Origin of the sequence: Streptomyces shenzhenensis, from assembly GCF_021462265.1 — a bacterium.
Taxonomy (GTDB): Bacteria; Actinomycetota; Actinomycetes; order Streptomycetales; family Streptomycetaceae; genus Streptomyces; species Streptomyces shenzhenensis.
Map to the genome: position 1 here is coordinate 367,710 of NZ_JAJONF010000001.1, position 22,666 is coordinate 390,375.

The 22,666-nt window shown below is 63.8% G+C and carries 15 protein-coding genes; 9 read left to right on the top strand and 6 right to left on the bottom strand.

Annotated features, from left to right (window positions below):
- The first annotated feature begins 37 nt into the window (after positions 1-37).
- The 4 genes from LQ326_RS01785 to LQ326_RS01800 are packed head-to-tail and all read left to right on the top strand — an operon-like array spanning position 38 to position 7,494.
- Positions 38-2,479, top strand: coding sequence for a type I restriction-modification system subunit M (locus LQ326_RS01785; protein ID WP_234531679.1), 2,442 nt, complete (start codon positions 38-40; stop codon positions 2,477-2,479).
- Positions 2,476-3,702: a restriction endonuclease subunit S gene (locus LQ326_RS48210; RefSeq protein ID WP_234531680.1), complete on the top strand. Its 1,227-nt coding sequence runs from the start codon at positions 2,476-2,478 to the stop codon at positions 3,700-3,702. The genes LQ326_RS01785 and LQ326_RS48210 overlap by 4 nt, the downstream gene beginning before the upstream one ends.
- Complete coding sequence (locus LQ326_RS01795) at positions 3,699-6,785, top strand: type I restriction endonuclease subunit R (RefSeq protein WP_234531682.1); 3,087 nt, start codon at positions 3,699-3,701, stop codon at positions 6,783-6,785. The genes LQ326_RS48210 and LQ326_RS01795 overlap by 4 nt, the downstream gene beginning before the upstream one ends.
- A complete protein-coding gene (locus tag LQ326_RS01800; RefSeq protein ID WP_234531684.1) occupies positions 6,772-7,494 on the top strand; it encodes a M48 family metallopeptidase in 723 nt (240 codons plus the stop codon). The genes LQ326_RS01795 and LQ326_RS01800 overlap by 14 nt, the downstream gene beginning before the upstream one ends.
- Positions 7,495-7,972: 478 nt before the next feature.
- Here the strand turns inward: LQ326_RS01800 and LQ326_RS01805 are convergent, their stop codons facing one another.
- Positions 7,973-8,560 carry a hypothetical protein gene (locus tag LQ326_RS01805; protein ID WP_234531686.1) on the bottom strand — a complete coding sequence of 196 codons (588 nt, stop codon included), beginning with the start codon at positions 8,558-8,560 and terminating at the stop codon, positions 7,973-7,975.
- Positions 8,561-9,369: 809 nt separating this feature from the next.
- Between LQ326_RS01805 and LQ326_RS01810 the strand changes: the two genes are divergently transcribed.
- Positions 9,370-11,163, top strand: a complete 1,794-nt coding sequence (locus tag LQ326_RS01810) for a PLL family lectin (RefSeq protein WP_234531687.1) — start codon at positions 9,370-9,372, stop codon at positions 11,161-11,163.
- 82 nt (positions 11,164-11,245) lie between these two features.
- On the opposite strand, the gene LQ326_RS01815 is transcribed toward LQ326_RS01810, so the two are convergent.
- Positions 11,246-11,623, bottom strand: coding sequence for a hypothetical protein (locus tag LQ326_RS01815; RefSeq protein ID WP_234531688.1), 378 nt, complete (start codon positions 11,621-11,623; stop codon positions 11,246-11,248).
- A 638-nt stretch (positions 11,624-12,261) separates the two neighbouring features.
- Positions 12,262-12,987, bottom strand: a complete 726-nt coding sequence (locus LQ326_RS01820) for a 3'-5' exonuclease (protein ID WP_234531689.1) — start codon at positions 12,985-12,987, stop codon at positions 12,262-12,264.
- A 168-nt stretch (positions 12,988-13,155) separates the two neighbouring features.
- On the opposite strand from LQ326_RS01820, the gene LQ326_RS01825 reads away from it, so the two are divergent.
- From LQ326_RS01825 to thrS, 3 genes are all read left to right on the top strand, one after another.
- Entirely contained in the window at positions 13,156-13,722 is a 567-nt protein-coding gene (locus LQ326_RS01825) for a DUF4365 domain-containing protein (protein ID WP_093505297.1), read from the top strand.
- On the top strand, positions 13,719-14,954 hold the full coding sequence (locus LQ326_RS01830; RefSeq protein ID WP_234531690.1) for a hypothetical protein: 1,236 nt from the start codon (positions 13,719-13,721) through the stop codon (positions 14,952-14,954). Before LQ326_RS01825 ends, LQ326_RS01830 begins: the two co-directional genes overlap by 4 nt.
- Before the next feature lie 110 nt (positions 14,955-15,064).
- A complete protein-coding gene (gene thrS / locus LQ326_RS01835; RefSeq protein ID WP_234531691.1) occupies positions 15,065-17,041 on the top strand; it encodes a threonine--tRNA ligase in 1,977 nt (658 codons plus the stop codon).
- Between the two features lie 31 nt (positions 17,042-17,072).
- On the opposite strand, the gene LQ326_RS01840 is transcribed toward thrS, so the two are convergent.
- Positions 17,073-17,741, bottom strand: coding sequence for a potassium channel family protein (locus LQ326_RS01840; RefSeq protein WP_234531692.1), 669 nt, complete (start codon positions 17,739-17,741; stop codon positions 17,073-17,075).
- Positions 17,742-17,808: 67 nt separating this feature from the next.
- On the opposite strand from LQ326_RS01840, the gene LQ326_RS01845 reads away from it, so the two are divergent.
- Positions 17,809-18,369: an HIT family protein gene (locus LQ326_RS01845; RefSeq protein WP_181801780.1), complete on the top strand. Its 561-nt coding sequence runs from the start codon at positions 17,809-17,811 to the stop codon at positions 18,367-18,369.
- A gap of 62 nt (positions 18,370-18,431) precedes the next feature.
- On the opposite strand, the gene LQ326_RS01850 is transcribed toward LQ326_RS01845, so the two are convergent.
- Both LQ326_RS01850 and LQ326_RS01855 read right to left on the bottom strand, forming a co-directional pair.
- On the bottom strand, positions 18,432-20,075 hold the full coding sequence (locus tag LQ326_RS01850; protein ID WP_234531693.1) for an AbeC-like domain-containing protein: 1,644 nt from the start codon (positions 20,073-20,075) through the stop codon (positions 18,432-18,434).
- Positions 20,076-20,270: 195 nt separating this feature from the next.
- Positions 20,271-22,469 (bottom strand): elongation factor G-like protein EF-G2, encoded by a 2,199-nt coding sequence (locus tag LQ326_RS01855; RefSeq protein ID WP_234531695.1) that lies wholly within the window; start codon positions 22,467-22,469, stop codon positions 20,271-20,273.
- Positions 22,470-22,666 lie beyond the last annotated feature (197 nt).

The following is a 22,666-nucleotide window of genomic DNA, read 5'->3' on the forward strand; positions in this document are numbered from 1 at the left end:
GCTCCGGTCTCGATGCAGGCAAGGGGGTGGCGTGCTAGTGGCTCTCAAGAAGTCCGACCTGTACAGCTCGCTCTGGCGGAGCTGTGACGAGTTGCGTGGCGGCATGGACGCCAGCCAGTACAAGGACTACATCCTGACCCTGCTGTTCGTGAAGTACGTGACAGACAAGGCCAAAACCGACCGCTCCTCCTTGATCGACGTCCCCGCCGGCGGGTCCTTCGATGACATGGTCGCCCTCAAGGGCGACAAGGAGATCGGCGACAAGATCAACAAGATCATCAGCAAGCTCGCCGAGGCTAACGGGCTTGAGAAGGTCATCGACCTGGCCGACTTCAACGACGAGGAGAAGCTCGGCAAGGGCAAGGAGATGCAGGATCGCCTCTCCAAGCTGGTGACGATCTTCGCTGACCTAGACTTCCGTGGTAGTCGCGCTGAGGGCGATGACCTGCTCGGCGACGCCTACGAGTACCTGATGCGGCACTTCGCTACGGAATCGGGTAAGTCAAAGGGCCAGTTCTACACCCCGGCCGAGGTGTCGCGGGTCATCGCCAAGGTCGTCGGGATCGGGCCGAAAACCCGACAGGACCACACCGTCTACGACCCCACCTGCGGGTCGGGCTCGCTGCTTCTCAAGGTGGCCGACGAGGCTCCGCGCGGCATCACTATCTACGGCCAGGAGAAGGACAACGCCACCTGGGCGCTGGCCAAGATGAACATGATCCTCCATGGCAAGGAGGACGCGGCGCCGGACATCCTGAAGGGCGACACAATCACTAGCCCGCAGTTCACTGAAGGGAGTCAACTGCGGACCTTCGACTTCGCCGTCGCCAACCCGCCGTTCTCGATCAAGTCGTGGAGTAACGGCCTGGAGAACGAATACGGGCGATTCGAGTTCGGCCGGCCACCGGAGAAGAACGGTGACTACGCCTTCCTGCTGCACATCCTTAAGTCGCTCAAGAGCAACGGCAAGGCCGCCGTCATCCTGCCCCACGGGGTTCTCTTTCGTGGCAACGCCGAGGCCACCATCCGCAGAGCGTTGCTGCGCCGTGGCTACATCAAGGGCATCATCGGCCTGCCCGCGAACCTCTTCTACGGCACCGGCATCCCGGCTTGCATCATCATCCTCGACAAGGAGAACGCCCAGGCGCGCACCGGCGTCTTCATGATCGATGCCTCTAAGGGCTTCATGAAGGACGGCAACAAGAACCGCCTCCGCAGCCAGGACATCCACAAGATCGTCGACGTCTTCAACAAGCAGACCGAGATCGAGCGCTACTCGCGCATGGTGCCGCTCCACGAGATCGCCGACCCGAAGAACGACTACAACCTCAACATCCCGCGGTACATCGACTCCTCCGAGCCGGAGGACATCCAGGACCTTCACGCCCACCTGAATGGCGGGATCCCGGACCGCGACCTGGACGCACTCAACGGGTACTGGGAGGCGTTCCCGAGCCTTCGTGCCACGCTCTTCAAGCCGAACCGCCCCGGCTACAGCGACCTGGCTGTCGGGGTGACTGAGGTGCAACAGGCCATCCTGGACTCTGACGAGTTCCAGAAGTTCGCTATGGACGTCCGCGGCCAGGTTGACGACTGGTTCGCCGCACACCGGCCGGTCCTGCAAGCGCTCAACCCGGACGCTGTCCCCAAGGACCTGATCGCTGTTATCAGTGATGATCTGCTGGCCCGGTTCAAGAACACCCCTCTGCTCGACGAGTACGACGTCTACGAGCAGCTCATGACTTATTGGCACGGCGTCATGCACGACGACGTCTTCCTCATCATGAACGACGGGTGGTGTGAGGCGGCGAAGCCCCGCAAGACCATCGAGGACAAGGAACGCAAGCTCTCCGAGACCCCAGACCTCGTCATCGGCTCTGGTCGCAGCGCCACCAAGTACAAGATGGACCTCATCCCGCCGACGCTTGTCGTCACTCGTTACTTTGCGGATGAGCAGTCCAAGGTCGACGCACTGCATGCGGCAGCCGAGGAGGCAAGTCGTGCTGTCGAGGAGTACATCGAGGAACATGCTGTAGAGGATGGCCTGCTTGCCGAGGCCATGGACGACGGCAAGATCTCTAAGGCCCTCGCTTCGACGCGGCTCAAGGTGGCGCGGCACGAAGGGACTGACCCGCAGGAGATCAAGGCTCTCCAGCACCTGATCAAGCTGTACAACGAAGAGGCTGTCGCCAAGAAGACCGCCAAGGAAGCCCAGGCCGCCCTCGATCTCGCGACCCTCAAGAAATACGGGGACCTTGCCGAGCCCGAGATCAAGCAACTGGTTCTCGACGACAAGTGGCATGCGACGATCACCAACCGCATGGCGTCTGAGGCTGAATTGCTGACGCTTGCACTCGTGAGCCGTATTACGGAGCTGGGCGAGCGCTATGCAGAGACAGTCGTGGCCATCAACACTGAGCTAGAACAATTGGGAGCCATGGTGGCTGGCCATCTCGCCAAGATGGGGGTCGACTCGTGAACGCAGCGGCAACGCTTCCTCACGGTTGGAGCCGCGCGCAGATTGGCTCGGTTGGCACGGTGGTGACCGGTAGCACGCCGTCGACTAGCGATCGCTCCAACTACGGTCATGAGTACATGTTCGTCAGTCCTGCGGATCTCGGTCAAAAGAAGTATGTATCAGCATCAGGAAAGATGCTCTCCGCCCGCGGATTTTCCCGGTCGAGACGAGTTCCTGCAGGCTCAACGCTTTTTGTCTGCATTGGCTCCACGATTGGGAAGGTCGGACTTGCTGATCGCGCTCTAGCGACGAACCAGCAAATCAACTCGATCGTCCCGTCCAGCCAGGTTGACTCAGAGTTCCTGTATTATGCAGTCAATATCTTGTCGTCGCTCGTTCGTGAGCGTGCTGGCGAGCAAGCAGTTCCATTGGTGAATAAGTCGGAGTTCTCATCGTTTGAGATTGCATTGCCCCCTCTAGTGGAACAGCGCCTCATTGCGGAAGGTCTCAGAGATGTAGACGCCCTAATTTCCACTATTGAGCGGATGATCGCAAAGAAGCAAGCGATCAAGCAGGGCATGATGCAGCAACTTCTGACCGGCAAGACCTGCCTCTCCGGCTGCACCAATCCGTGGGTTAACGTTCGTCTGGGAGAGATCTCGGCATCCATCACGAAGGGTGCTACACCCACGACATATGGGTTTGCCTGGGAGTCCAGTGGCGTCCCATTTCTTCGCAGTGAGTGCGTCTCTGAGCGCGGCCTAGATATGAGGCAGTCAATGTTCATCTCGCCAGCTGCCAATCATATGTTGCGTCGGAGTCGGATTGCCGACGGAGACATCCTGGTGACGATTACCGGCTACGTCGGACGCGTCGTCCGGTTGGTAAACGTCGGCGAGGCGAACATTAATCAGCATATCGCAAGAGTGCGGATTAGGGACGGTCGATTTGATCCTGGCTATGTTTATCACTACCTATCGCAACATTCGATGCGGGAGTACTATGAGTCAATCGTAACTGGGCAAGCGTACCCGCAGATCAGTCTGGCGCAGGTCAGGAACACTAAGATTCCCGCTATTCCCTTCGACGAACAGCAGGCGATCGCTGCGGCGCTAGATGACGCTGATGGCGAGATGAATCTGATCCGCCAGCGACTCGCGAAGGCACAGCATGTCAAGCAAGGCATGATGCAACAGCTCCTGACCGGCCGTACTCGCCTACCTGTCGAGGAGGGTGCAGCATGAGTAACGTCGGTCAACCTGAGCGCAAAACTCAAGATCGCGTCGTCGAGCTGTTCCGAGACTCACTGGGCTACGAGTACCTCGGCAACTGGGAGTACCGCGCGGCGAATTCCAACGTCGATGTCGAGCTACTCACGCAGAACCTCCGTGTTCGGGGCTATAGCGACAACCTCATCAACAAGGCGCTCGACAAGCTGAAAAGCGATGCCTCGCTCGGTGGTGGCCGCGATCTGTACGAGGCCAACCGGGACGTCTACGGCCTGCTCCGGTATGGGGTGAAGGTCAAGCCCGGAGTCGGCGAGCAAACGGAGACAGTGTGGCTCGTCGATTGGGCGCGCCCCGAAGCCAACCACTTCGCCCTGGCGGAGGAAGTGACGGTGCTGGGGCAGCACACCAAGCGACCAGACATCGTGTTGTACGTCAACGGCATCGCCTTCGGGACGATCGAGCTTAAACGCTCGAAGGTCGCCGTCTCTGAAGGTATCCGGCAGAGCATCGGAAACCAGCGGCCCGAGTTCATCCGTCCGTTCTTCACGACGGTACAGCTCGTCATGGCTGGTAACGACGTCGAAGGGCTGCGCTACAGCGCCATCGACACAGCGGAGAAGTACTGGCTGACATGGCGTGAACCGTCCGACATCGCCGACCCGCTCGACCGGTCCTTGACCCAGCTCTGCTCGAAGGAGCGCCTGCTCGAGCTGGTTCACGACTTCATGGTCTTCGACGCCGGGCAGAAGAAGACCTGTCGGCACAACCAGTACTTCGGCGTCAAGGCGGCCCAGGAGCGGATCGCCCAGCGCGAGGGCGGCATCATCTGGCACACCCAGGGTTCTGGAAAATCGCTGACCATGGTGTGGCTGGCGAAGTGGATCCGCGAGAACCAGCCGGACGCCCGCGTGCTCCTCATCACTGACCGAACCGAACTGGATGATCAGATCGAGAAGGTCTTCCGCGGGGTCAACGAGTCCATCTACCGCACCAAGAGCGGTGGCGACCTACTTGCCACATTGAATGCGAGCGAGGAGTGGCTGGTCTGCTCGCTGGTTCACAAGTTCCGCAGCTCGGAAGACGAGAGCGCTCGCGACGAGGCCGAGAACGAGTTCATCCGTGAGCTGAACGCGACCATCCCCAGGGACTTCCACGCCAAGGGCAACATCTTCGTCTTCGTCGACGAAGCCCACCGCACCCAGTCGGGCAAGATGCATGACGCCATGAAGGCGCTTATGCCGGGCGCCATGTTCATCGGTTTCACCGGTACGCCCCTGCTCAAGGTGGACAAGGCCACCACCATCGAGCGGTTCGGCAGCTTCATCCACACCTACAAGTTCGACGAGGGTGTGGCCGACGGCGTCGTACTTGATCTGCGGTACGAGGCTCGCAACATCGACCAGGACCTGACCTCGCCGGCAAAGGTCGACCAGTGGTTTGAGGCCAAGACCCGGGGCATGACGGACCTCTCCCGCGCCGAGCTAAAGAAACGCTGGGGCACCATCCAGAAGGTCGTCAGCTCGGAGCCCCGCGCCCGGCAGATAGTCAACGACATCCTGCTCGACATGGAGATCAAGCCGCGCCTGTCGGATGGCCGCGGCAATGCCATCCTCGTCAGTTCGAGCATCTACCAGGCGTGCAAGTTCTACGAACTGTTCATCCAGGCTGGTTTTAAGGGCAGGTGCGCCATCGTCACGTCGTACACGCCACAGGCCAGCGACATCTCCAAGGAAGACTCCGGCCACGGCGCCACCGAACGGCTGCGCCAGTACGAGATCTACCGGCAGATGCTCGCGGACCACTTCAACGAGCCCGCCGATAAGGCGATGAGCAAGGTCGAGCAGTTCGAGAGGGACGTCAAGGACCGATTTATCAACGACCCGGGCCAGATGCGGCTGCTCATCGTCGTCGACAAGCTCCTGACGGGCTTCGACGCCCCGAGCGCGACGTACCTGTACATCGATAAGAAGATGCAGGATCACGGCCTGTTCCAAGCGATCTGCCGCGTGAACCGCCTCGACGGCGAGGACAAGGACTACGGTTACATCGTCGACTATCGCGATCTGTTCAACTCTCTTGAGTCCGCGATCACGGACTACACCGGTGGTGCCCTCGAAGGTTACGAGGCGAAGGACATCGAGGGGTTGCTGTCCGACCGGATCGACAAGGCCCGCGACGATCTCGATGAGGCGCTGGAGAAGATCCGGGCTCTCTGTGAGCCGGTTGAACCGCCGAAGGACACCCTTCAGTACCAGCAGTACTTCTGCGCCCGCGAGCAGGGTAACGCCGAGCAGCTCAAGGCCAACGAACCCAAGCGGGTTGAGCTCTACAAGACCGTTGCGGCCGTGACCCGTGCGTACGGCAACCTTGCCAACGAAATGCAGGATGCTGGCTATAGCGACGCCGATGCCGCAGCGATCAAGGACGAGATCGCCCACTACACCAATGTGCGCGAAGAGGTCAAGCTCGGCGCTGGCGAGAACGTCGACTTCAAGCAGTACGAGGCCGGCATGCGGCACCTGCTCGACACGTACATCAGCGCCAGTCCCTCCGAGGTTGTCTCCGACTTTCAAGAGACTGGGCTGATCCATCTGATCGTCGAGATGGGGGCTGAGGCACTCAACAAGCTTCCCGCGGGCATCAAGAACGATCCCGAAGCGATGGCCGAGACGATCACCAACAACATGCGCAAGGTGATCATCGACGAGCGCCCGATGAACCCGAAGTACTACGACAAGATGTCGGAGCTACTCGACGCCATACTCGAAGAGCGTCGGCAGGGTGCTCTGGACTACAAGGAATACCTCGCGCAGCTACTGGAGCACGCCTCCAAGCTCGGTAAGGGCGAATCAGACACCGAGTACCCGGAGTGGGCCAACAACGGTGCCCGCCGCGCTCTGATCGACTTCTTCGACCATGCACCGGAGCTGGCCGCAGTGGTGGACACCACCATCCTCCACACCAAGCCCGACTCGTGGGTGGGCAATGCGATGAAAGAGAAGAAGGTCAGGCGCGCGCTCGCTCAGGCGCTGCCCACCGACTTCGACCGGCTTGACGAACTGCTTGAACTGCTAAAGGCACGTCATGAGTACCGCTAGTGCCTGCCTCACCATCCGTGGCATCGACGTCGACGTCATCTACAAGAACATCAAGAACCTGCACATCGGCGTCTATCCGCCGCTCGGCCGCGTCCGGGTAGCAGCACCGCACCAGCTCGACGATGAGCAGGTGCGGCTCGCCGTGATCCAGCGCCTGTCGTGGATCAAAGGGCAGCGCGAGCAACTTCTCTCGGCTGCACGGCAGTCCACGCGAGAGATGGTCACAGGCGAGTCTCACTATGTGTGGGGCGTTCGACGCCGAATGAAGGTCGTTGAACGCCCCGGGCAGGCTCACCTCGAACTAGACGGTGAGCGACTGCTGCTGTACGTGCCGGCCGGCACCACAGCCGAACGACGACGCCAACTGCTCGACCGTTGGTACCGGGAGCAACTTCGACATGCGATCCCGGCCCTGATCACCAAGTGGGAACCGATCCTCGACGTATCGGTGCCGCGGTGGAGCATCAAGCGAATGAAAACCAAATGGGGGTCCTGTAACCGCGAGACCGGACATATCTGGTTCAACGTCGAGCTTGCGAAGAAGCCCCCGGCGTGCCTGGAGTACATCGTCGTCCACGAGATGGCGCATTATCTGGAGCGCCACCACGACGACCGTTTCACCAAGCTCATGGAGAGGCTCATGCCGAACTGGCGAAGCCTCCGTGACCAGCTGAACAATTCACCGCTCGCAGAGGAGCAGTGGAAATGACTGCGCTGGAGGACAAGCTTCTCGCAGGCGAATACAGAACATCACTAAGTTACGGGCTTCCGGCTTACTAGTCAGAGACTTTACCTCGCCGACTGCCACGACTGGAGCTGGTACCCGGCGCTTCGCTTGAGCTAGTTGCAGCCGCCGCGCGCCGCTCACTGAGCCTGCGTTCTTCTTCCTCGATGCCAGCCATGGCTTTGGTGTGCACGTCCTCATCGGCAAGTTTCTTGTCGACCCAGTCCTGAAGCGCCTCTTGGCCCAGGTCATTGAGCGCATAGCTTCGGGAGGCTGGATAGCAGGCAAAATTAACAGCCCGGCAGAATGACGGGCTGACTCAATAGAGCGCCCGTCCTTAGATAAGAGGACGGGCGCTCTTGCTACGCGACAGGTTATCGCTGATACAGCACAAGAAGCGCGGAGGGATGATGCGTCGAAATGTGGCCAACTGCGCCCGCGGAAGGTTGCAAGATAGGGGACATTAGTCCGTTACAATGGTTTTGTACGCGGCGTTAAACGCGTCTCGCATGGGAGCGACGTTCACGGCACCGCCGGTGCAGTCATATTGCGCCGGGGCAATGTAATAACGGAGGCCGTTGATAAGCGGTGCGCCTGGGTATGTGCTCTCGAAGTCTCCGTTCACTGGATCTTGTGCTCCGGGGGCGAACGTCATAAGGGATGCGAATCCGTCCGGGTCATTGGCTGGCGCGCAGTGAGGATAAGCGTCGAGCGAGTGCAAATAGAGGGCTATGACCGGCTTGCCGTTCTTGGCTGAATCCTTAACTTCGTAGTACGCGTCCTTAATGGGGTCGGTCAGCTTAAACTTGATCCCCAACTCTTTTACATCTAAATACTTGTCCACGTTCTGTTGAGGTGTTCCTGTATTCCCGCTAGCGGGTCCTTGTTTTACTGCGCCCTTGGTGGATGAGCTGACCGGAGTGTTGCTCTTATTGCCGTTGTGACTTCGACGGTAAACATACCAACCGCCAAGACTCGCAAATGTGACTACTGCAATGATTGCAATGATTCCGATAATGGCGAAGCCGCCAGAGGGCCGTTTGTGATCCATAGGTGTTGTCCTGATTACTTTCTGAGTTAACATTAACGAATCTTGCGGCATTACACAAGTCTTTACCGGTACAGCCGGAGGTCGAGCGGTACATATTCGCATTTTGTCTATTGCATTAGTGGGGGATTTCTTTATAATTCGGCGCAATAAGTAGAGGATGATGAGATATGAAACTACACCAACCCTTAAGGGGACTGTTCCCTAATATGCACACGAAGACTCTTCTTGGGGCAGCTACTGTTATGGCGGTTGGGATTGTTACCATTGGGGTAATATTGCATAGCAGCGCTAGTGCGCAAAACGCTTCAGCTGGTAACCCTGATCAGGCTCAACAAGCACAGCAACACCTTTCCGTAAAGGAGTGGGGTGTGCAGGTTCCCCTTCCAGCCACAGTTAGTGATGCTTACTATGTCGCTAGCTCTAGTACGTATGATCCCAGGACTGGCCAACCTAATACCATATGGATTAGTCTCGCCTCATTAAGTAGTAAGGGATGTGATGCTGCGCATTTCAACTCGACTGGAGAAGGTGGCCCGGCCGGTGCTCTCATTAGAGTTATGCCCACTGATACAGACCCAGTAACCGGCCAGTTATATACGGAGAAATATCCCGGCGGTTCTCTGGTGGGGAATTACTACTATGTATACATTCCCTGGAAGAACAAGTCGTGTGGCACTCAGACTCTCCTCCATGGGGTCGATTCAGCATTTGGCACAGCAGTAAAAAGTATGACTCCGGCGAGCGGAACCGTTAACTAGGTTTCGATAAACGCATTCCCAGTCTCACGTAATCAGGAAAGAAAGGTTAAGATGTCCAGTGTCAAATTAGTTTTAAGGCGAGCGAACCTATTTGTGTTTGCGGTTACTGTGTTAGCCGCGTTTTCCGTAACAGCGTACGTTGACCAACCAGTCGCTCATGCCAGTCGTTCAAATACCCGCACGGATAATGCCGGTACTGTTGAGGTGGCTGGCACAGAGTGGTTGGGAGGCAGTGGAGTCGATGTGTACTCCAACGGCAATAGCTCGTCAAATGGCTGGGGGAATAACTATGTCAACAGCGTATTGTCGGGCACTAAGTGGCAATGTGTCGAGATGGTCAATCGCCTTTACCTAACGAAAGGATGGACGAGTTCGACTTGGTACGGCAACGGCAACACATTGGTGAATAGTGTGCCATCCGGTCTGGTCAAGGAGGACAATGGAGCAATCTCTAACCTGAACTCAGGCGATGTCATTACGCTAGATGATGGCGGCTTCGGTCATGCGGCGATCATAAATACTGTCGGGGCCAGTAGTGTCGGAATAATTAACCAAAACACAATCAACGCTGACAGCTCAGCCTCTATAAGTAGTGGGTCTCTTGATAATAAGAATGCCCATCTCAGTATGGCCGGTTGGGCCGGGTACTCAATACAGGCGGTCATACATCATCCTGCGGCCGTAGCTAACCCACCAGCGCCCACATCTCCCCTCTCATGGAACTTTGAGAACCTGGATGGTGGAAGCAGTTCAGTTGGTCAAGACCCTGGCACGCTCGGCCTGAATCCGGCGGCAGTGAACTACAACGGTACCCTGCAAACCTTCTACTATGACCAGTCACATGGATATCTTATGCATGCGTGGAACGACCCGAACGGCTGGCATTTTGAGCATCTCGATGGTGCGGGTGGATCAAATGGTCGGACTGCCGATGCGGTTGGTAAGTCTCCATCGGTGACTGTGTATAACGGCTATCTTCAAGTTTTCTACTATGATTTGACGGCCAATTCCTTGCGCCATGCCTGGACGGATGCCAACGGCTGGCACTTCGAAACACTCGACTCTGCCGGGAATATGGGCGTGGCCTCCACGGCAGTCGTCTACGGCACAAGCCTCCAGCTGTTCTATCCGAACCTGGCCAATGGCAACCTGCGCCACACTTGGGCAGACACGAACGGCTGGCATTTCGAGAACCTAGATGGGGATAGTGGCTCTGTAGCTGGCCAGGCTGGCAACTACCTTGCAAACCCAGGCATTTCGCTGGCCAGCACAATTGACGCCAGCGGGAACCTCCAGCTGTTCTACTACGGCTCGACCAACCAACTTCTACGACATACCTGGGCCGATTCACTAGGTTGGCACTTTGAGAACTTGGATGGCGGGAACCTCGGCACGATCTCCGGCAACCACGATGCGATAGGTCAAAACCCATCGGTAACTATAGCTGGCTCGACCATACAGGTATTTAGCTATGACGCTTCAGCCGGAGGATTACGCCACGACTGGAGTGATTCTACTGGCTGGCACTTTGAGAACTTGGACGGCACCGGTTCAGTTGGGCCAGATCAGTTCAATGTGGGCCTGTACTCTAGCGCTACTATGAGCGGTTCCTCACTCGAAGTTCTGTACTACGACAGTCAGTGGCATGAGTTGCGCCATGCCTGGACGGATTCCAACGGTTGGCATTTCGAAAACCTAGACGGTCTCGGCGGTTCGCCTTCAAGCCGCGAAGGCCCCAACGTCGATGTTGGCTCTTACCCACTTGCTATTACTTACGGCACAGTCTTGCAGGTGCTTTACTACGACGCCATGCACGGCACCCTACGACATGCGTGGCCTCAGTAGGTTGTCATAAGCCGAGAGGGAGAGCGCGTTTGCGTTCTCCCTCTATGATCATCGTGAGCGCCAGCCAAGGTTGTAAGTGCCGCTAGCTTTGTCTCCCTCGTCGACCACCTCGGCTCGCAGCACCTGCTTCGGGAGCGGCCTCGCTTGTAGCTTCCGCTCCCGTGGCCTGCTGTCCGAGGATGCCTGCAATAGCAGCCCGCCGCTCCTGGAGCCGTTTCTCCTCGGCGTCTAACTCGGCCATAGCTTTCTCTTGGATGGCCTCATCGGCAAGCGTCTTCGTAACCCAGTCGTTGATGGCTTCGACACCGACGTCATTGACACTCTGCTCGGTTATGCCGCGTAGCCCCTCAATCTGTTCTCGTAGAACTGGATCAATGCGTACGGCGAAGACGACCGGCTTGCGTTCTTCTTCCGCCGCCGCTGAAACCTGTGGTTGCATATCTGGTTGTTGTTCACTCATTCGAAGTTCCTTCCGTTTAGTGGTTGGTGCTGTTAGTTATAGCTCGCCGAGCGTAAGATCCCGTCCATATTGGAAAAGGAAAAACCAGCCCCATCTGTGAAGTGGCGATAGATGGGGCAGATGTGAATGGCGAAGTTCGTGACTACCCTCGCTCGTGCGGGTCACGCATTCGTACGCCGCGCTTCTTGAGTCGGTAGCGCACCGCGCAGCCAGTAACGCCCAGGCGATCGCCAACACGTTCCAGTGACAAGCCTTGGGCGTACAGTCGCTCAGCCTCGTCAACGTCCGCTTCGGTGAGGCGACGCCACCGAGGGGTGATGCCCTGGCGCTTGAGGAGGTTGCTCACCGTCTGGGGTGTCACCCCGAACTGATCAGCAAGCTTTCGGAGCGTGCCACCGGCCTCGTACGCGGCAACAAGCTCTTTGAGCCGCTTCCCCCGAAGCTGCTTGGCTGTGCGTGGGGTGGGTCGGGGTTCCCGCTCCACCGGCGGCACGTCCGCCCGGGGAAGCGTGGCAACAAGGTGCCGGAGGGCCTGGAGCTGGGCCTTCGTGTTCCAGAGGGGAGCCGTATCGCCCACCACCGGGAGGCCGGTCTGCCTGTGCAGACCGGCCTTTTGCGCGGTGTCGGCGCCCCGCCCCTCACGCCGCCGTGGGCAGTTCCGGCCGCAGTGGCCAGTACGTGTTCACCGTCTCCGCGGTGCCGCTGCGGGTGAACCACGCCTGGAGGCCACGCGCCTGTGCCGCGTGCCAGGTGGTCTGCAGGCTGTGCAGCTCGGCCGGGGTCAGGCGCTCCAGGCGGGGAGCGAACCGGCGGCCCAGCGCCCGTACCACCTCCAGCGAGGCGAGCGCGTCCGCGCCCGCGTCGTGAGCGCCTTCGAGCGTGACCTCGTAGTGCGCGCACAGGTCGGTCAGGGTGCGGCGACCCTTGCGGTAGCGGTCCAGATGCTTGTCCAGGACCCGGGGATCGAGGACGAGCAGAGGGCTCGCCTCGAACCAGCGGTCCAGCGAGGACGCCCGGTGACGGCGCAACTCGCGGTCCAGCAGGGTCAGATCGAACGGCGCGTTCATCACCACCAGCGGGCGGTGCAGCGCCGCGTGCTCGGCCAGTTCCTCGGCTATCTCGTACATCACCGGCGCCGGCCAGCGGCCGTTGCGCTGCAGGTGTTCTTCCGTCAGCCCGTGCACCGCCGTCGCCGATTCCGGCACCGGCACGCCCGGGTTGACCAGCCAGCGGGTCACCCGGGGGCGGGTGCCCGGGGCGTCCTGGACGACGACCGCGGCGGACACGATGCGATCGGTCTCCACGTCCACGCCCGTGGTCTCCGTGTCGAAGGCCGCCAAGGGCCCCTCGTACCAGCACGTCATGCCCATACAACTCCTTGTTCACCTATGGCAGGTGACGTTCCGTCTTCTGCCCGTTTGGTGATACCCGGGCCGTTTGCGGCGTACGCCGGAAGGACACAACAGGAGTGCGGGTCTTTGCAGTTCAGCGGCCCGCCACGGGGAAACTGCCGGTTGGGAAGGCTGTTGGTCATGGCGATAGCGCAGCCCGAACGGGGCGGGCTGCTGCCCGAACGTACGGGCCCTCATCGCGGCACACTCGCCACCACCGCCTGCATGGAGACACTGCAGGTGGGCTATCTGCACGCCGTCGCGGCGGCGGCCGGCTGCTCGCTGTCGCAGCCGTTCCCGGACAACGGCATCGACTGGCACGTCAGCCACGGCTCACCCGGTCACACCGTCGACGACGAGGTGACGATAAAGGTGCAGCTCAAGTGCACCTACCAGATCGCACCGAACCCCCCGGGACGTTTCTTCTCCTTCACGCTGGACAACGACCACCTGCGCAAGCTCGCCCGCACACCGGTGTCGGTGCACAAGATCCTGGTGGTGATGCTGGTACCGCGCTCCCAGGACGACTGGCTGCGCGCCAGCCACGACCGGCTCGATCTGCGCCACTGCTGCTACTGGGTCAACCTGGCAGGGCACCCGATCACCGGCCGGCACCGGACCACCGTGCGGGTCCCGACCTCGCGCATCTTCGACGACCGGGCGCTGTGCGAGATCATGACGCGGGTCGGGACGGGAGGCAGACCATGAGGCGCCGTCCGTACGAGGAGCAGCTGCGGGAGGTCCGGCCGCATCCGGACGACCCGCACTGGAACCGTCCGCCCGAGCCCGCCGACGTAGACCCCGCCGTGCTCGGCGCACTGCTGCGCCGGCACGGCTGGCAGCGGCGCGGGGGAGCCCCGGGACGCTACGGCCGCTGGACCCCACCCGGGCCGGGCAGCACCGGCACCAGCCTGCTGGTACCCGAGAGCCGCGCCTTCCCGGACAGTGACGATCTGCTCGGGGAGGCGCTCACCGCTCTCGCGCGCCTCGGCACACCCGCCGCGCGCGAGGTGCTGGTGGGGCTCGCCGTGCCCAGCGACGAGATCCGCTGGTGGCGGGACGTGCCCAGCGGGCCGGCGGACGCCGCGTCCTGGACGGCCGAGGAGCAGCTGCGCACCGCGGCCCGGCAGACCCTGCTGGCCGGCGCGCTCGCCACCCGCGCGCGTGCGGGTTACTACGGCGCCCGGCACAAGCGCGCGGCCGCCGCCATGCTGGAGTCCGTCCTCGTCGGCTCGGCGGAGGGCGGTCGCGGCCTGACCGCCTTCGTGCCCGTCGGCACCGGCCGGCCCCTCGCCCTACGCCTCCACCAGGCCCTGTACGCCGCCCGCGAGGCCATCGACTACCAGCGGGCCACCGGCGGCATGGACGCCTTCGACGGAGCCGTCGAGGCGGGCGTCAGCCGGGAACTGACCGACGCCCTCGTCTTGCTCGTACGCGGGACGGAGGGCGCCCGGATGTCCGTCGAGTGGGCACCGGGCGCCGGGGTTCCCGACGACTGCGCGTCGACCACCGAGCCCGTCGAGTTCTCGCCCGGGGACCTGCCCGTGCTGCGCGAGGCCGGCGCCCGCTATCTGCGCGACGAACCCTCGGTCGCGGTCCGGGTCACCGGCGCCGTGGTGCGGATGCGCCGCTCGGAGCCGCGCGGCGAGGGCGCGGTACGGCTGCGGGTGATCGCCGGCGCCGAGGTGCCCTACCTCCGCGTCACGCTCGACGAGGAGGACTACCGGATCGCCGGGCAGGCCCACCTCGTGGGGCTCCCGGTGCGGGTGCACGGGCGGCTGGAGAGCCGGGGCGGCTTCCGGCGGCTGTCCAGCGCCTCCGGCGTCGTACCGGTGCAGGTGGACGAGTCCGACCGGGACCGGCTGCTGAAGTCGATCCAGGAGCACGCCGAAAGGGGGGCCTTCTTCGAGGAGGCGTGCGACGGGGACGAGCGCGACTGACCCCGCACTGTCGGTAACCGTTTCGCAGTCGGTGGGGCCGGGTCGGTACGATCCGGTATTGCGCGCGCTCCTGGTATGGCGCCGCATCCACCTTCAGTCAGGAGAGACCGGTGTCAGACGTCCGTGTGATCATCCAACGCGATTCCGAGCGGGAAGAGCGCGTGGTGACGACGGGCACTACGGCCGCCGAGCTCTTCGCCGGCGAGCGCTCGATCATCGCCGCCCGGGTGGCCGGAGAGCTCAAGGACCTCGCGTACGAGGTGAAGGACGGCGAGACCGTCGAGGGCGTCGAGATCTCCTCGGAGGACGGCCTCAACATCCTGCGCCACTCCACCGCGCACGTCATGGCCCAGGCCGTCCAGGAGATCTTCCCCGAGGCCAAGCTGGGCATCGGCCCGCCGGTCAAGGACGGCTTCTACTACGACTTCGACGTGGCGAAGCCGTTCACGCCCGAGGATCTCAAGGCCGTCGAGAAGAAGATGCAGGAGATCCAGAAGCGCGGCCAGCGGTTCTCGCGCCGTGTGGTGACCGACGGGGCGGCCCGCGAGGAGCTGGCCTCCGAGCCGTACAAGCTGGAGCTGATCGGCCTCAAGGGCTCGGCGTCGAGCGACGACGGCGCGGACGTGGAGGTCGGCGCCGGTGAGCTGACGATCTACGACAACCTGGACGCCAAGACCGGCGAGCTGTGCTGGAAGGACCTCTGCCGCGGTCCCCACCTGCCGTCGACCCGTCTCATCCCGGCGTTCAAGCTGATGCGCAACGCGGCCGCCTACTGGCGCGGCAGCGAGAAGAACCCGATGCTCCAGCGCATCTACGGCACCGCCTGGCCGTCCAAGGACGAGCTGAAGGAGTACCTGGACTTCCTCGCCGAGGCCGAGAAGCGCGACCACCGCAAGCTGGGCAGCGAGCTGGACCTGTTCTCCATCCCGGAGCAGATCGGCTCCGGCCTCGCCGTCTTCCACCCCAAGGGCGGCATCGTCCGCCGCGTGATGGAGGACTACTCGCGCCGCCGGCACGAGGAGGAGGGCTACGAGTTCGTCTACACCCCGCACGCCACGAAGGGGAAGCTCTTCGAGACGTCCGGCCACCTGGACTGGTACGCCGACGGCATGTACCCGCCCATGCAGCTCGACGAGGGCGTGGACTACTACCTCAAGCCCATGAACTGCCCGATGCACAACCTGATCTTCGACGCGCGTGGCCGTTCCTACCGTGAACTGCCGCTGCGGCTCTTCGAGTTCGGGACCGTGTACCGGTACGAGAAGTCGGGCGTCGTGCACGGCCTCACCCGGGCCCGCGGCTTCACCCAGGACGACGCGCACATCTACTGCACCAAGGAGCAGATGGCGGACGAGCTCGACAAGACGCTCACCTTCGTCCTGAACCTGCTGCGCGACTACGGCCTCAACGACTTCTACCTGGAGCTGTCCACCAAGGACCCGGAGAAGTTCGTCGGCTCCGACGAGGTCTGGGAGGAGGCGACCGACACGCTGCGCGCGGTCGCCGAGAAGCAGGGCCTGCCGCTGGTCCCCGACCCGGGCGGCGCCGCCTTCTACGGCCCGAAGATCTCCGTGCAGACCAAGGACGCCATCGGCCGCACCTGGCAGATGTCGACCGTCCAGCTCGACTTCAACCTGCCCGAGCGCTTCGACCTGGAGTACACCGCCGCCGACGGCACCAAGCAGCGCCCGGTGATGATCCACCGTGCCCTGTTCGGCTCCATCGAGCGGTTCTTCGCGGTGCTCCTGGAGCACTACGCGGGCGCCTTCCCGGCCTGGCTGGCCCCGGTCCAGGCGGTGGGCATCCCGATCGGTGACGGGCACGTCGAGTACCTGCAGAAGTTCGCCGCCGAGGCGAAGAAGAAGGGCCTGCGGGTCGAGGTGGACGCGTCCTCCGACCGCATGCAGAAGAAGATCCGCAACGCCCAGAAGCAGAAGGTGCCCTTCATGGTCATCGCGGGCGACGAGGACATGGCGGCCGGTTCGGTCTCCTTCCGCTACCGCGACGGCTCGCAGGAGAACGGCATCCCGTTCGACGAGGCCATCGCCAAGATCGTGAAGGTGGTCGAGGAGCGGACCCAGGTCTGACCCCGCTCGGCTTCGAAGGAGCCCTCGGAGATCACGGTCCCTTCTCCGGGGGCTTCTTCTCGTCCTCGCCCAGTGCGAACCGCTGCAGCAGCATGCTCGAGAACGATCCCGTGACCGTCCCCAGCAGTGCCAGACTGCAGGCCATCAGTCCCACCGCGACGACACGGCCCTCGGTGGTCACCGGGACGAAGTCGCCGTAACCGACGGTGGCGAGGGTTTCGCAGGTCCACCAGACGGATTCGCCGAAGGTGCGGATCGTGGCGTGGGGGGCCGAGTGTTCGGCCTGGTAGACGACGAGCGCGCCCGCGAATCCCAGCAGTGCGATCGACAACCCCGAGTAGAGCGCCACTCGCGCGTGCAGCGCGAGCCGGGGCTGCTTGCTCTTCCGGCGCTGCAGCGCCTCGTAGGTCCGCACGATCTGCAACGGCCGCAGCAGGGGCAGCAGCAGGACGACGGCGTCCAGCCAGTGCCGCCGTACGAACCCCGGTCCTTCATGGCTGAGCCGCCAGCGCACCGCGAAGTCGAAGGCGAACAGTGCCCAGGCGCTGTAGGTCAGTGACAGGAGGACGGCGTGCACGGACGGTGCCAGGCCGGGCACCAGTACATGCACCGCGTACGCGCCCAGGAAGACCAGCGAGGCGGTGCCGAGCGGGATCTCGGCCACTCGCTCCCAGCGAGTCAGCCGGCTGTCGTCGTCCATCCGCCCAGCTTCGCCGCCGACCGCTTTGCCCCGGCCCCGGCGACACGCCGCGAACGGGCGAAGCCATATGCTGCTTGGCATGACGAGTGAGCCGGAGCAGCAGATCGGAGTGGGGACGCAGGACGCGTTCCAGCGCCTGTGGACACCCCACCGGATGGCCTACATCCAGGGTGAGAACAAGCCGACCGGTCCGGGGGCCGACGACGGCTGTCCCTTCTGCTCGATCCCGGCCAAGTCCGACGAGGACGGGCTCGTCGTCAGGCGCGGCGAGCACGTCTACGCGGTGCTCAACCTCTACCCGTACAACGGCGGCCACCTGATGACCGTCCCGTACCGCCATGTCGCCGACTACACGGACCTCACCGGCCCGGAGACGGCCGAACTGGCCGAGCTGACCAAGCAGGCGATGACCGCGCTGCGCACGGCCTCGGGTGCCCAGGGCTTCAACATCGGCATGAACCAGGGCTCGGTGGCGGGTGCCGGTATCGCGGCCCACCTGCACCAGCACATCGTCCCGCGCTGGGGCGGCGACACGAACTTCATGCCGGTGGTGGGCCACACCCGGGTGCTGCCGCAGCTGCTGGCGGACACCCGCAAGATGCTGGCCGAGGCCTGGCCGGCGGTGTAGGCCCGACGGTTTCCCTCCCCGGAAGACGGGTCCCCGGAACACGGGGAGGGGAACCGCCGCTGTCACGCGTCGTAGGTGTCGGCCTTCTTCGGCGCCGCGTCCTGGACCGACCCGCTGAGCGCTCCCGCCCGCGCGTTGAACTTGTCCATGTTGACGTCGTGCTCCTTGAGCACGGTGAACGCGGCCCGGTGCACCGCCCGGAGCACCGGCGTGGCCGCGCGCAGCGCGTCGTCGGCCATGAAGCGGTGCTTCCAGGGCTGGTCAGCCCAGGCGTGCCGGAGGCCGAACGGCTCGGGCAGGCCTATGGAACCGCCCAGCCACTTCAGCAGCGGCGGATACCAGCTGATCACCGCTCGCGCGCCCAGCCGGACCACCTCGTCCGGCGTCACCAGGGGCAGCTTGACGGTCCGGGTCTCCCAGAACCTGACGGTCTTGGCTACCGTCTTGGTGGGGGCCTCGGGCTTGCCGCCGAACAGGCCGTTGACCGGTCCGAGGGCGTGTCCGGTGACCTCGATCCGCAAGGTCTCCTTCAGCACGGTGACGGTGGTCATCATCGTGATGATCAGGTCGCCGTTCCACAGGTGGGGCCACTGCACGCCCAGGTAGTGCCGTTCGCCCTTGTCGAAGTGGTTGTCGTTGCAGATCCGCTCCACGTCCGAGGGGCCCACCCGGTAGTCGGCCCCCTCGGGCCTGGGCACCGCCTTGGCGCCCTCTCCGACATGGGTGACGATCCAGTGCTTGACCTGCGGTGGCGGGAAGCCGCCGGTCTTCAGGTGCTGCCGGTGCAGCACGCTCAGCTCCTTCTCGATCTCCCGGACGACCGTCCAGGCACGGAACTCGTGGACGCCTTTGACCGGATCGAGCGGGACCAGCTCCTCGGCGAGGTGCCAGGAGCCCCACCGGGTGCCCATGCCGAGTATGCCCTTGGGACCGGCGTAGAAGACCGAGTTGGACTGCTGCTCGGCGCTGAGCCGGGCCAGGGACTGGCGCAGTTGCTCGGCGGCGGCCTGGTCGGGGCTGGTCGGCACCGCCTCCGGGACCTTGGCGCCGACGCTGCCGCCGGACAGCAGGCCGTCCCAGGCCGCGCGCAGGTCTCTCGCGGTGCGCTCGCACAGCCGCTTGGCCAGGTACCAGCCGACGGCCGGAAGCACGATGCAGCCGCGCGCGTACCATCCCCAGAAGCCGGTGAGCGGCATCCGGATCAGGAAGACGACCGCGAGGACGCCGACGGCGGCCAGCAGGGCGCTGCCGAGCCCGGAGACCCGCTTGTTGTCGGCCTTCAGCATGGTGGCCCGGAGCTGGAAGACCCCCAGCCAGACCAGCAGACCGGGCAGGAAGAGCACGCCGCACAGGAGCATGACGGCGGTGAGCCGCAGGTCGCGTTCCCGGCGGATGCGGTTGGCCGCGAGGCAGTGCTCGACGACCACCTGCGGTTCGCTGCCGAAGGACTGGATCAGGGGTTTGCGGCCGACCCCCAGCATGCGGTCGATGACCGCCTGGGAGTACGCCTCACCGAAGTTGGGCCGGAATATCTTCGCCCACTTGCGGCCCTCGTTGACCGTGGACTGGTGCCACTCGTTGTCGGCTTTCTTGATCTCCTCCATCGGCGTGTCCCGGTAGGCCGCCGACGCCAGGGCGTAGGTCGGTGCCTGCGCCTCGCCGCCCGGCCTGGGCACCTGTGGCCCGAAGAAGTCCTCGAAGCTCATTCCCGCCCCCACTTGCCGCCATCCCGCTTCTGCGGCCTTCCCGACTTCCGTACTCCGCACACCTGTTGATCAAGTAGTCAGAGTATCCCCAGCCACCGACAGGCGTTCGGCGGACGGCCGAAGCCGCCCGCCGAACGCCCCCGTTGCCGGCTGTCGCGCCCCCTGTTCCGCACCGCGGTTCCACTGCCGGACCGGCTAGGAGGCCTCTTTGGCCTGTTCGCGGATCTTCTCGGCGATCTGCGGCGGCATCGGCTCGTGCCGCGCGTACGAGCGGCTGAACCGCGCCGTGCCGTGCGAGAGGGAGCGCAGGTCGACCGCGTACCGGCCGATCTCGAATTCCGGTACCTCGGCCTTGACGAGGGTGCGTCCGCCGCTGGTCTGTTCGGTGCCCAGCACCCGGCCGCGCCGCCCGGACAGGTCGCTCATCACGGCGCCCACGTAGTCGTCGCCGACCAGCACGGACACCTCGGCCACCGGCTCGAGGAGATGGATCTTCGCGTCCGCCGCGGCCTCCCGCAGCGCCAGCGCGCCGGCCGTCTGGAAGGCGGCGTCGGAGGAGTCCACCGAGTGCGCCTTGCCGTCGAGCAGCGTGACCCGCACGTCGACCAGCTGGTAGCCGGCGGCGACCCCCTTGACGGCCTGGGCCCGGATGCCCTTCTCCACCGACGGGACGAACTGCCGGGGCACCGCGCCGCCGACCACCTTGTCGACGAACTCGATGCCGGAGCCGCCAGGCAGGGGTTCCACCTCGATCTCGCAGATCGCGAACTGCCCGTGTCCGCCGGACTGTTTGACGTGCCGGCCGCGTCCGGCGGACTTCTCGGCGAACGTCTCCCGGAGGGACACCTTGTGCGGTACGACGTCGACCTGGACGCCGTATCGGCTGCGCAGCCGTTCCAGGGCGACGTCCGCGTGCGCCTCGCCGAGGCACCACAGCACCACCTGGTGGGTGTCCTGGTTCTGTTCGAGCCGCATGGTGGGGTCTTCGGCGACCAGCCGGGCGAGGCCCTGCGAGAGCTTGTCCTCGTCGGCCTTGCTGTGCGCCTCGATGGCGAGCGGCAGCAGCGGGTCGGGCATCTGCCACGGCTCCATGAGCAGCGGGTCGTCCTTGCCGGAGAGGGTGTCGCCGGTCTCCGCCCGGCCGAGCTTCGCCACGCAGGCGAGGTCGCCGGCGATGACGTGGGTGACCGGGCGCTGCTGTTTGCCGAACGGTGTGGACAGGGCGCCGATCTTCTCGTCGACGTCGTGGTCCTCGTGGCCGCGGTCGGCGAGTCCGTGCCCGGAGACATGGACCGTCTCGTCGGGGCGCAGGGTGCCGGAGAAGACCCGGACCAGCGAGACCCGGCCGACGTACGGGTCGGAGGCGGTCTTGACCACCTCGGCCACCAGCGGGCCGCCGGTGTCGCACGGCTTGATGTCGCGCGGTGTGCCGTCGATGGTGGTGACCTCGGGCGTGGGGTGCTCGAAGGGGGTCGGGAAGCCGCCGGTGACCAGCTCCAGGAGCTCGACCGTGCCGAGGCCCTGGCGGGCGCCGTCGGCGGCCGGGGCGGCCGCCAGGACCGGGAAGAAGGCGCCGCGTGCCACGGCCCGCTCCAGGTCCTCGATCAGCGTCTTGACGTCGATCTGCTCGCCGCCCAGATAGCGGTCCATGAGCGTCTCGTCCTCGCTCTCCGAGATGATCCCCTCGATGAGCCGGTTGCGGGCCTCCTCGATGTCCGGCAGCTGGTCGGGTCCCGGCTCGGACTCCTTGCGCTCCCCCGTGGAGTAGTCGAACAGTTTCCCTGTGAGCAGGCCGACCAGCCCGGTCACGGGCGCGTGCCCGTCCGGGCCCTGCGGGCCGTGCAGCGGCAGGTAGAGGGGGAGTACGGCGTCGGGGTCGTCGGCGCCGAACGCCTCGGCGCACACCCGGGTCATCTCCTGGAAGTCCGCGCGGGCGGCCTCCAGGTGCGTGACGACGATCGCCCGCGGCATCCCGACCGCCGCGCACTCCTCCCAGACCATCCGGGTCGAGCCGTCCACCCCGTCCGAGGCCGAGACGACGAAGAGGGCCGCGTCCGCGGCGCGCAGACCGGCCCTGAGCTCTCCGACGAAGTCGGCGTATCCCGGGGTGTCCAGGATGTTGATCTTGATTCCGTTCCACTCGACCGGTACCAGCGACAGCTGTACGGAGCGCTGCTGCCGGTGCTCGATGTCGTCGTAGTCCGAGACGGTTGCGCCGTCCTCCACCCGGCCCGCCCGGTTCACCGCTCCCGCGGTCAGCGCGAGAGCCTCCACCAAGGTGGTCTTGCCCGATCCGGAGTGGCCGACCAGCACCACATTCCGTACAGACGCGGGGTGGTCGGCCGCCCTTGCCCTGCCGGCGGCTCCGGGGTGTTCCTTGGCCTTGTCGCCCATGGTTCTGCCTCCCGTGCACGGTGAGGTCTCTGTGGGCGCGGGCGAGCATGGCGGGCCGCGTGCGGTGGCGGCTGCGATGACGCCCGCGGTTATTCGAGCTTTCCACTCCCGTCACGGCGCGTCCATACGAAGGACGCGATCGCGCCCGCGGGACGCTTCCGGCCCGCCGCCGGTCCCGACTGTGAGTGCCCGTCCGT

Coding starts and splice junctions, on each gene's coding strand:
- LQ326_RS01795 (WP_234531682.1), top strand. CDS start 3,699: ATGAGTAACGTCGGTCAACCTGAGCGCAAAACTCAAGATCGCGTCGTC.
- LQ326_RS01800 (WP_234531684.1), top strand. CDS start 6,772: ATGAGTACCGCTAGTGCCTGCCTCACCATCCGTGGCATCGACGTCGAC.
- LQ326_RS01805 (WP_234531686.1), bottom strand. CDS start 8,560: ATGGATCACAAACGGCCCTCTGGCGGCTTCGCCATTATCGGAATCATT.
- LQ326_RS01810 (WP_234531687.1), top strand. CDS start 9,370: ATGTCCAGTGTCAAATTAGTTTTAAGGCGAGCGAACCTATTTGTGTTT.
- LQ326_RS01815 (WP_234531688.1), bottom strand. CDS start 11,623: ATGAGTGAACAACAACCAGATATGCAACCACAGGTTTCAGCGGCGGCG.
- LQ326_RS01820 (WP_234531689.1), bottom strand. CDS start 12,987: ATGACGTGCTGGTACGAGGGGCCCTTGGCGGCCTTCGACACGGAGACC.
- LQ326_RS01825 (WP_093505297.1), top strand. CDS start 13,156: ATGGCGATAGCGCAGCCCGAACGGGGCGGGCTGCTGCCCGAACGTACG.
- LQ326_RS01830 (WP_234531690.1), top strand. CDS start 13,719: ATGAGGCGCCGTCCGTACGAGGAGCAGCTGCGGGAGGTCCGGCCGCAT.
- LQ326_RS01840 (WP_234531692.1), bottom strand. CDS start 17,741: ATGGACGACGACAGCCGGCTGACTCGCTGGGAGCGAGTGGCCGAGATC.
- LQ326_RS01845 (WP_181801780.1), top strand. CDS start 17,809: ATGCTGCTTGGCATGACGAGTGAGCCGGAGCAGCAGATCGGAGTGGGG.
- LQ326_RS01850 (WP_234531693.1), bottom strand. CDS start 20,075: ATGAGCTTCGAGGACTTCTTCGGGCCACAGGTGCCCAGGCCGGGCGGC.
- LQ326_RS01855 (WP_234531695.1), bottom strand. CDS start 22,469: ATGGGCGACAAGGCCAAGGAACACCCCGGAGCCGCCGGCAGGGCAAGG.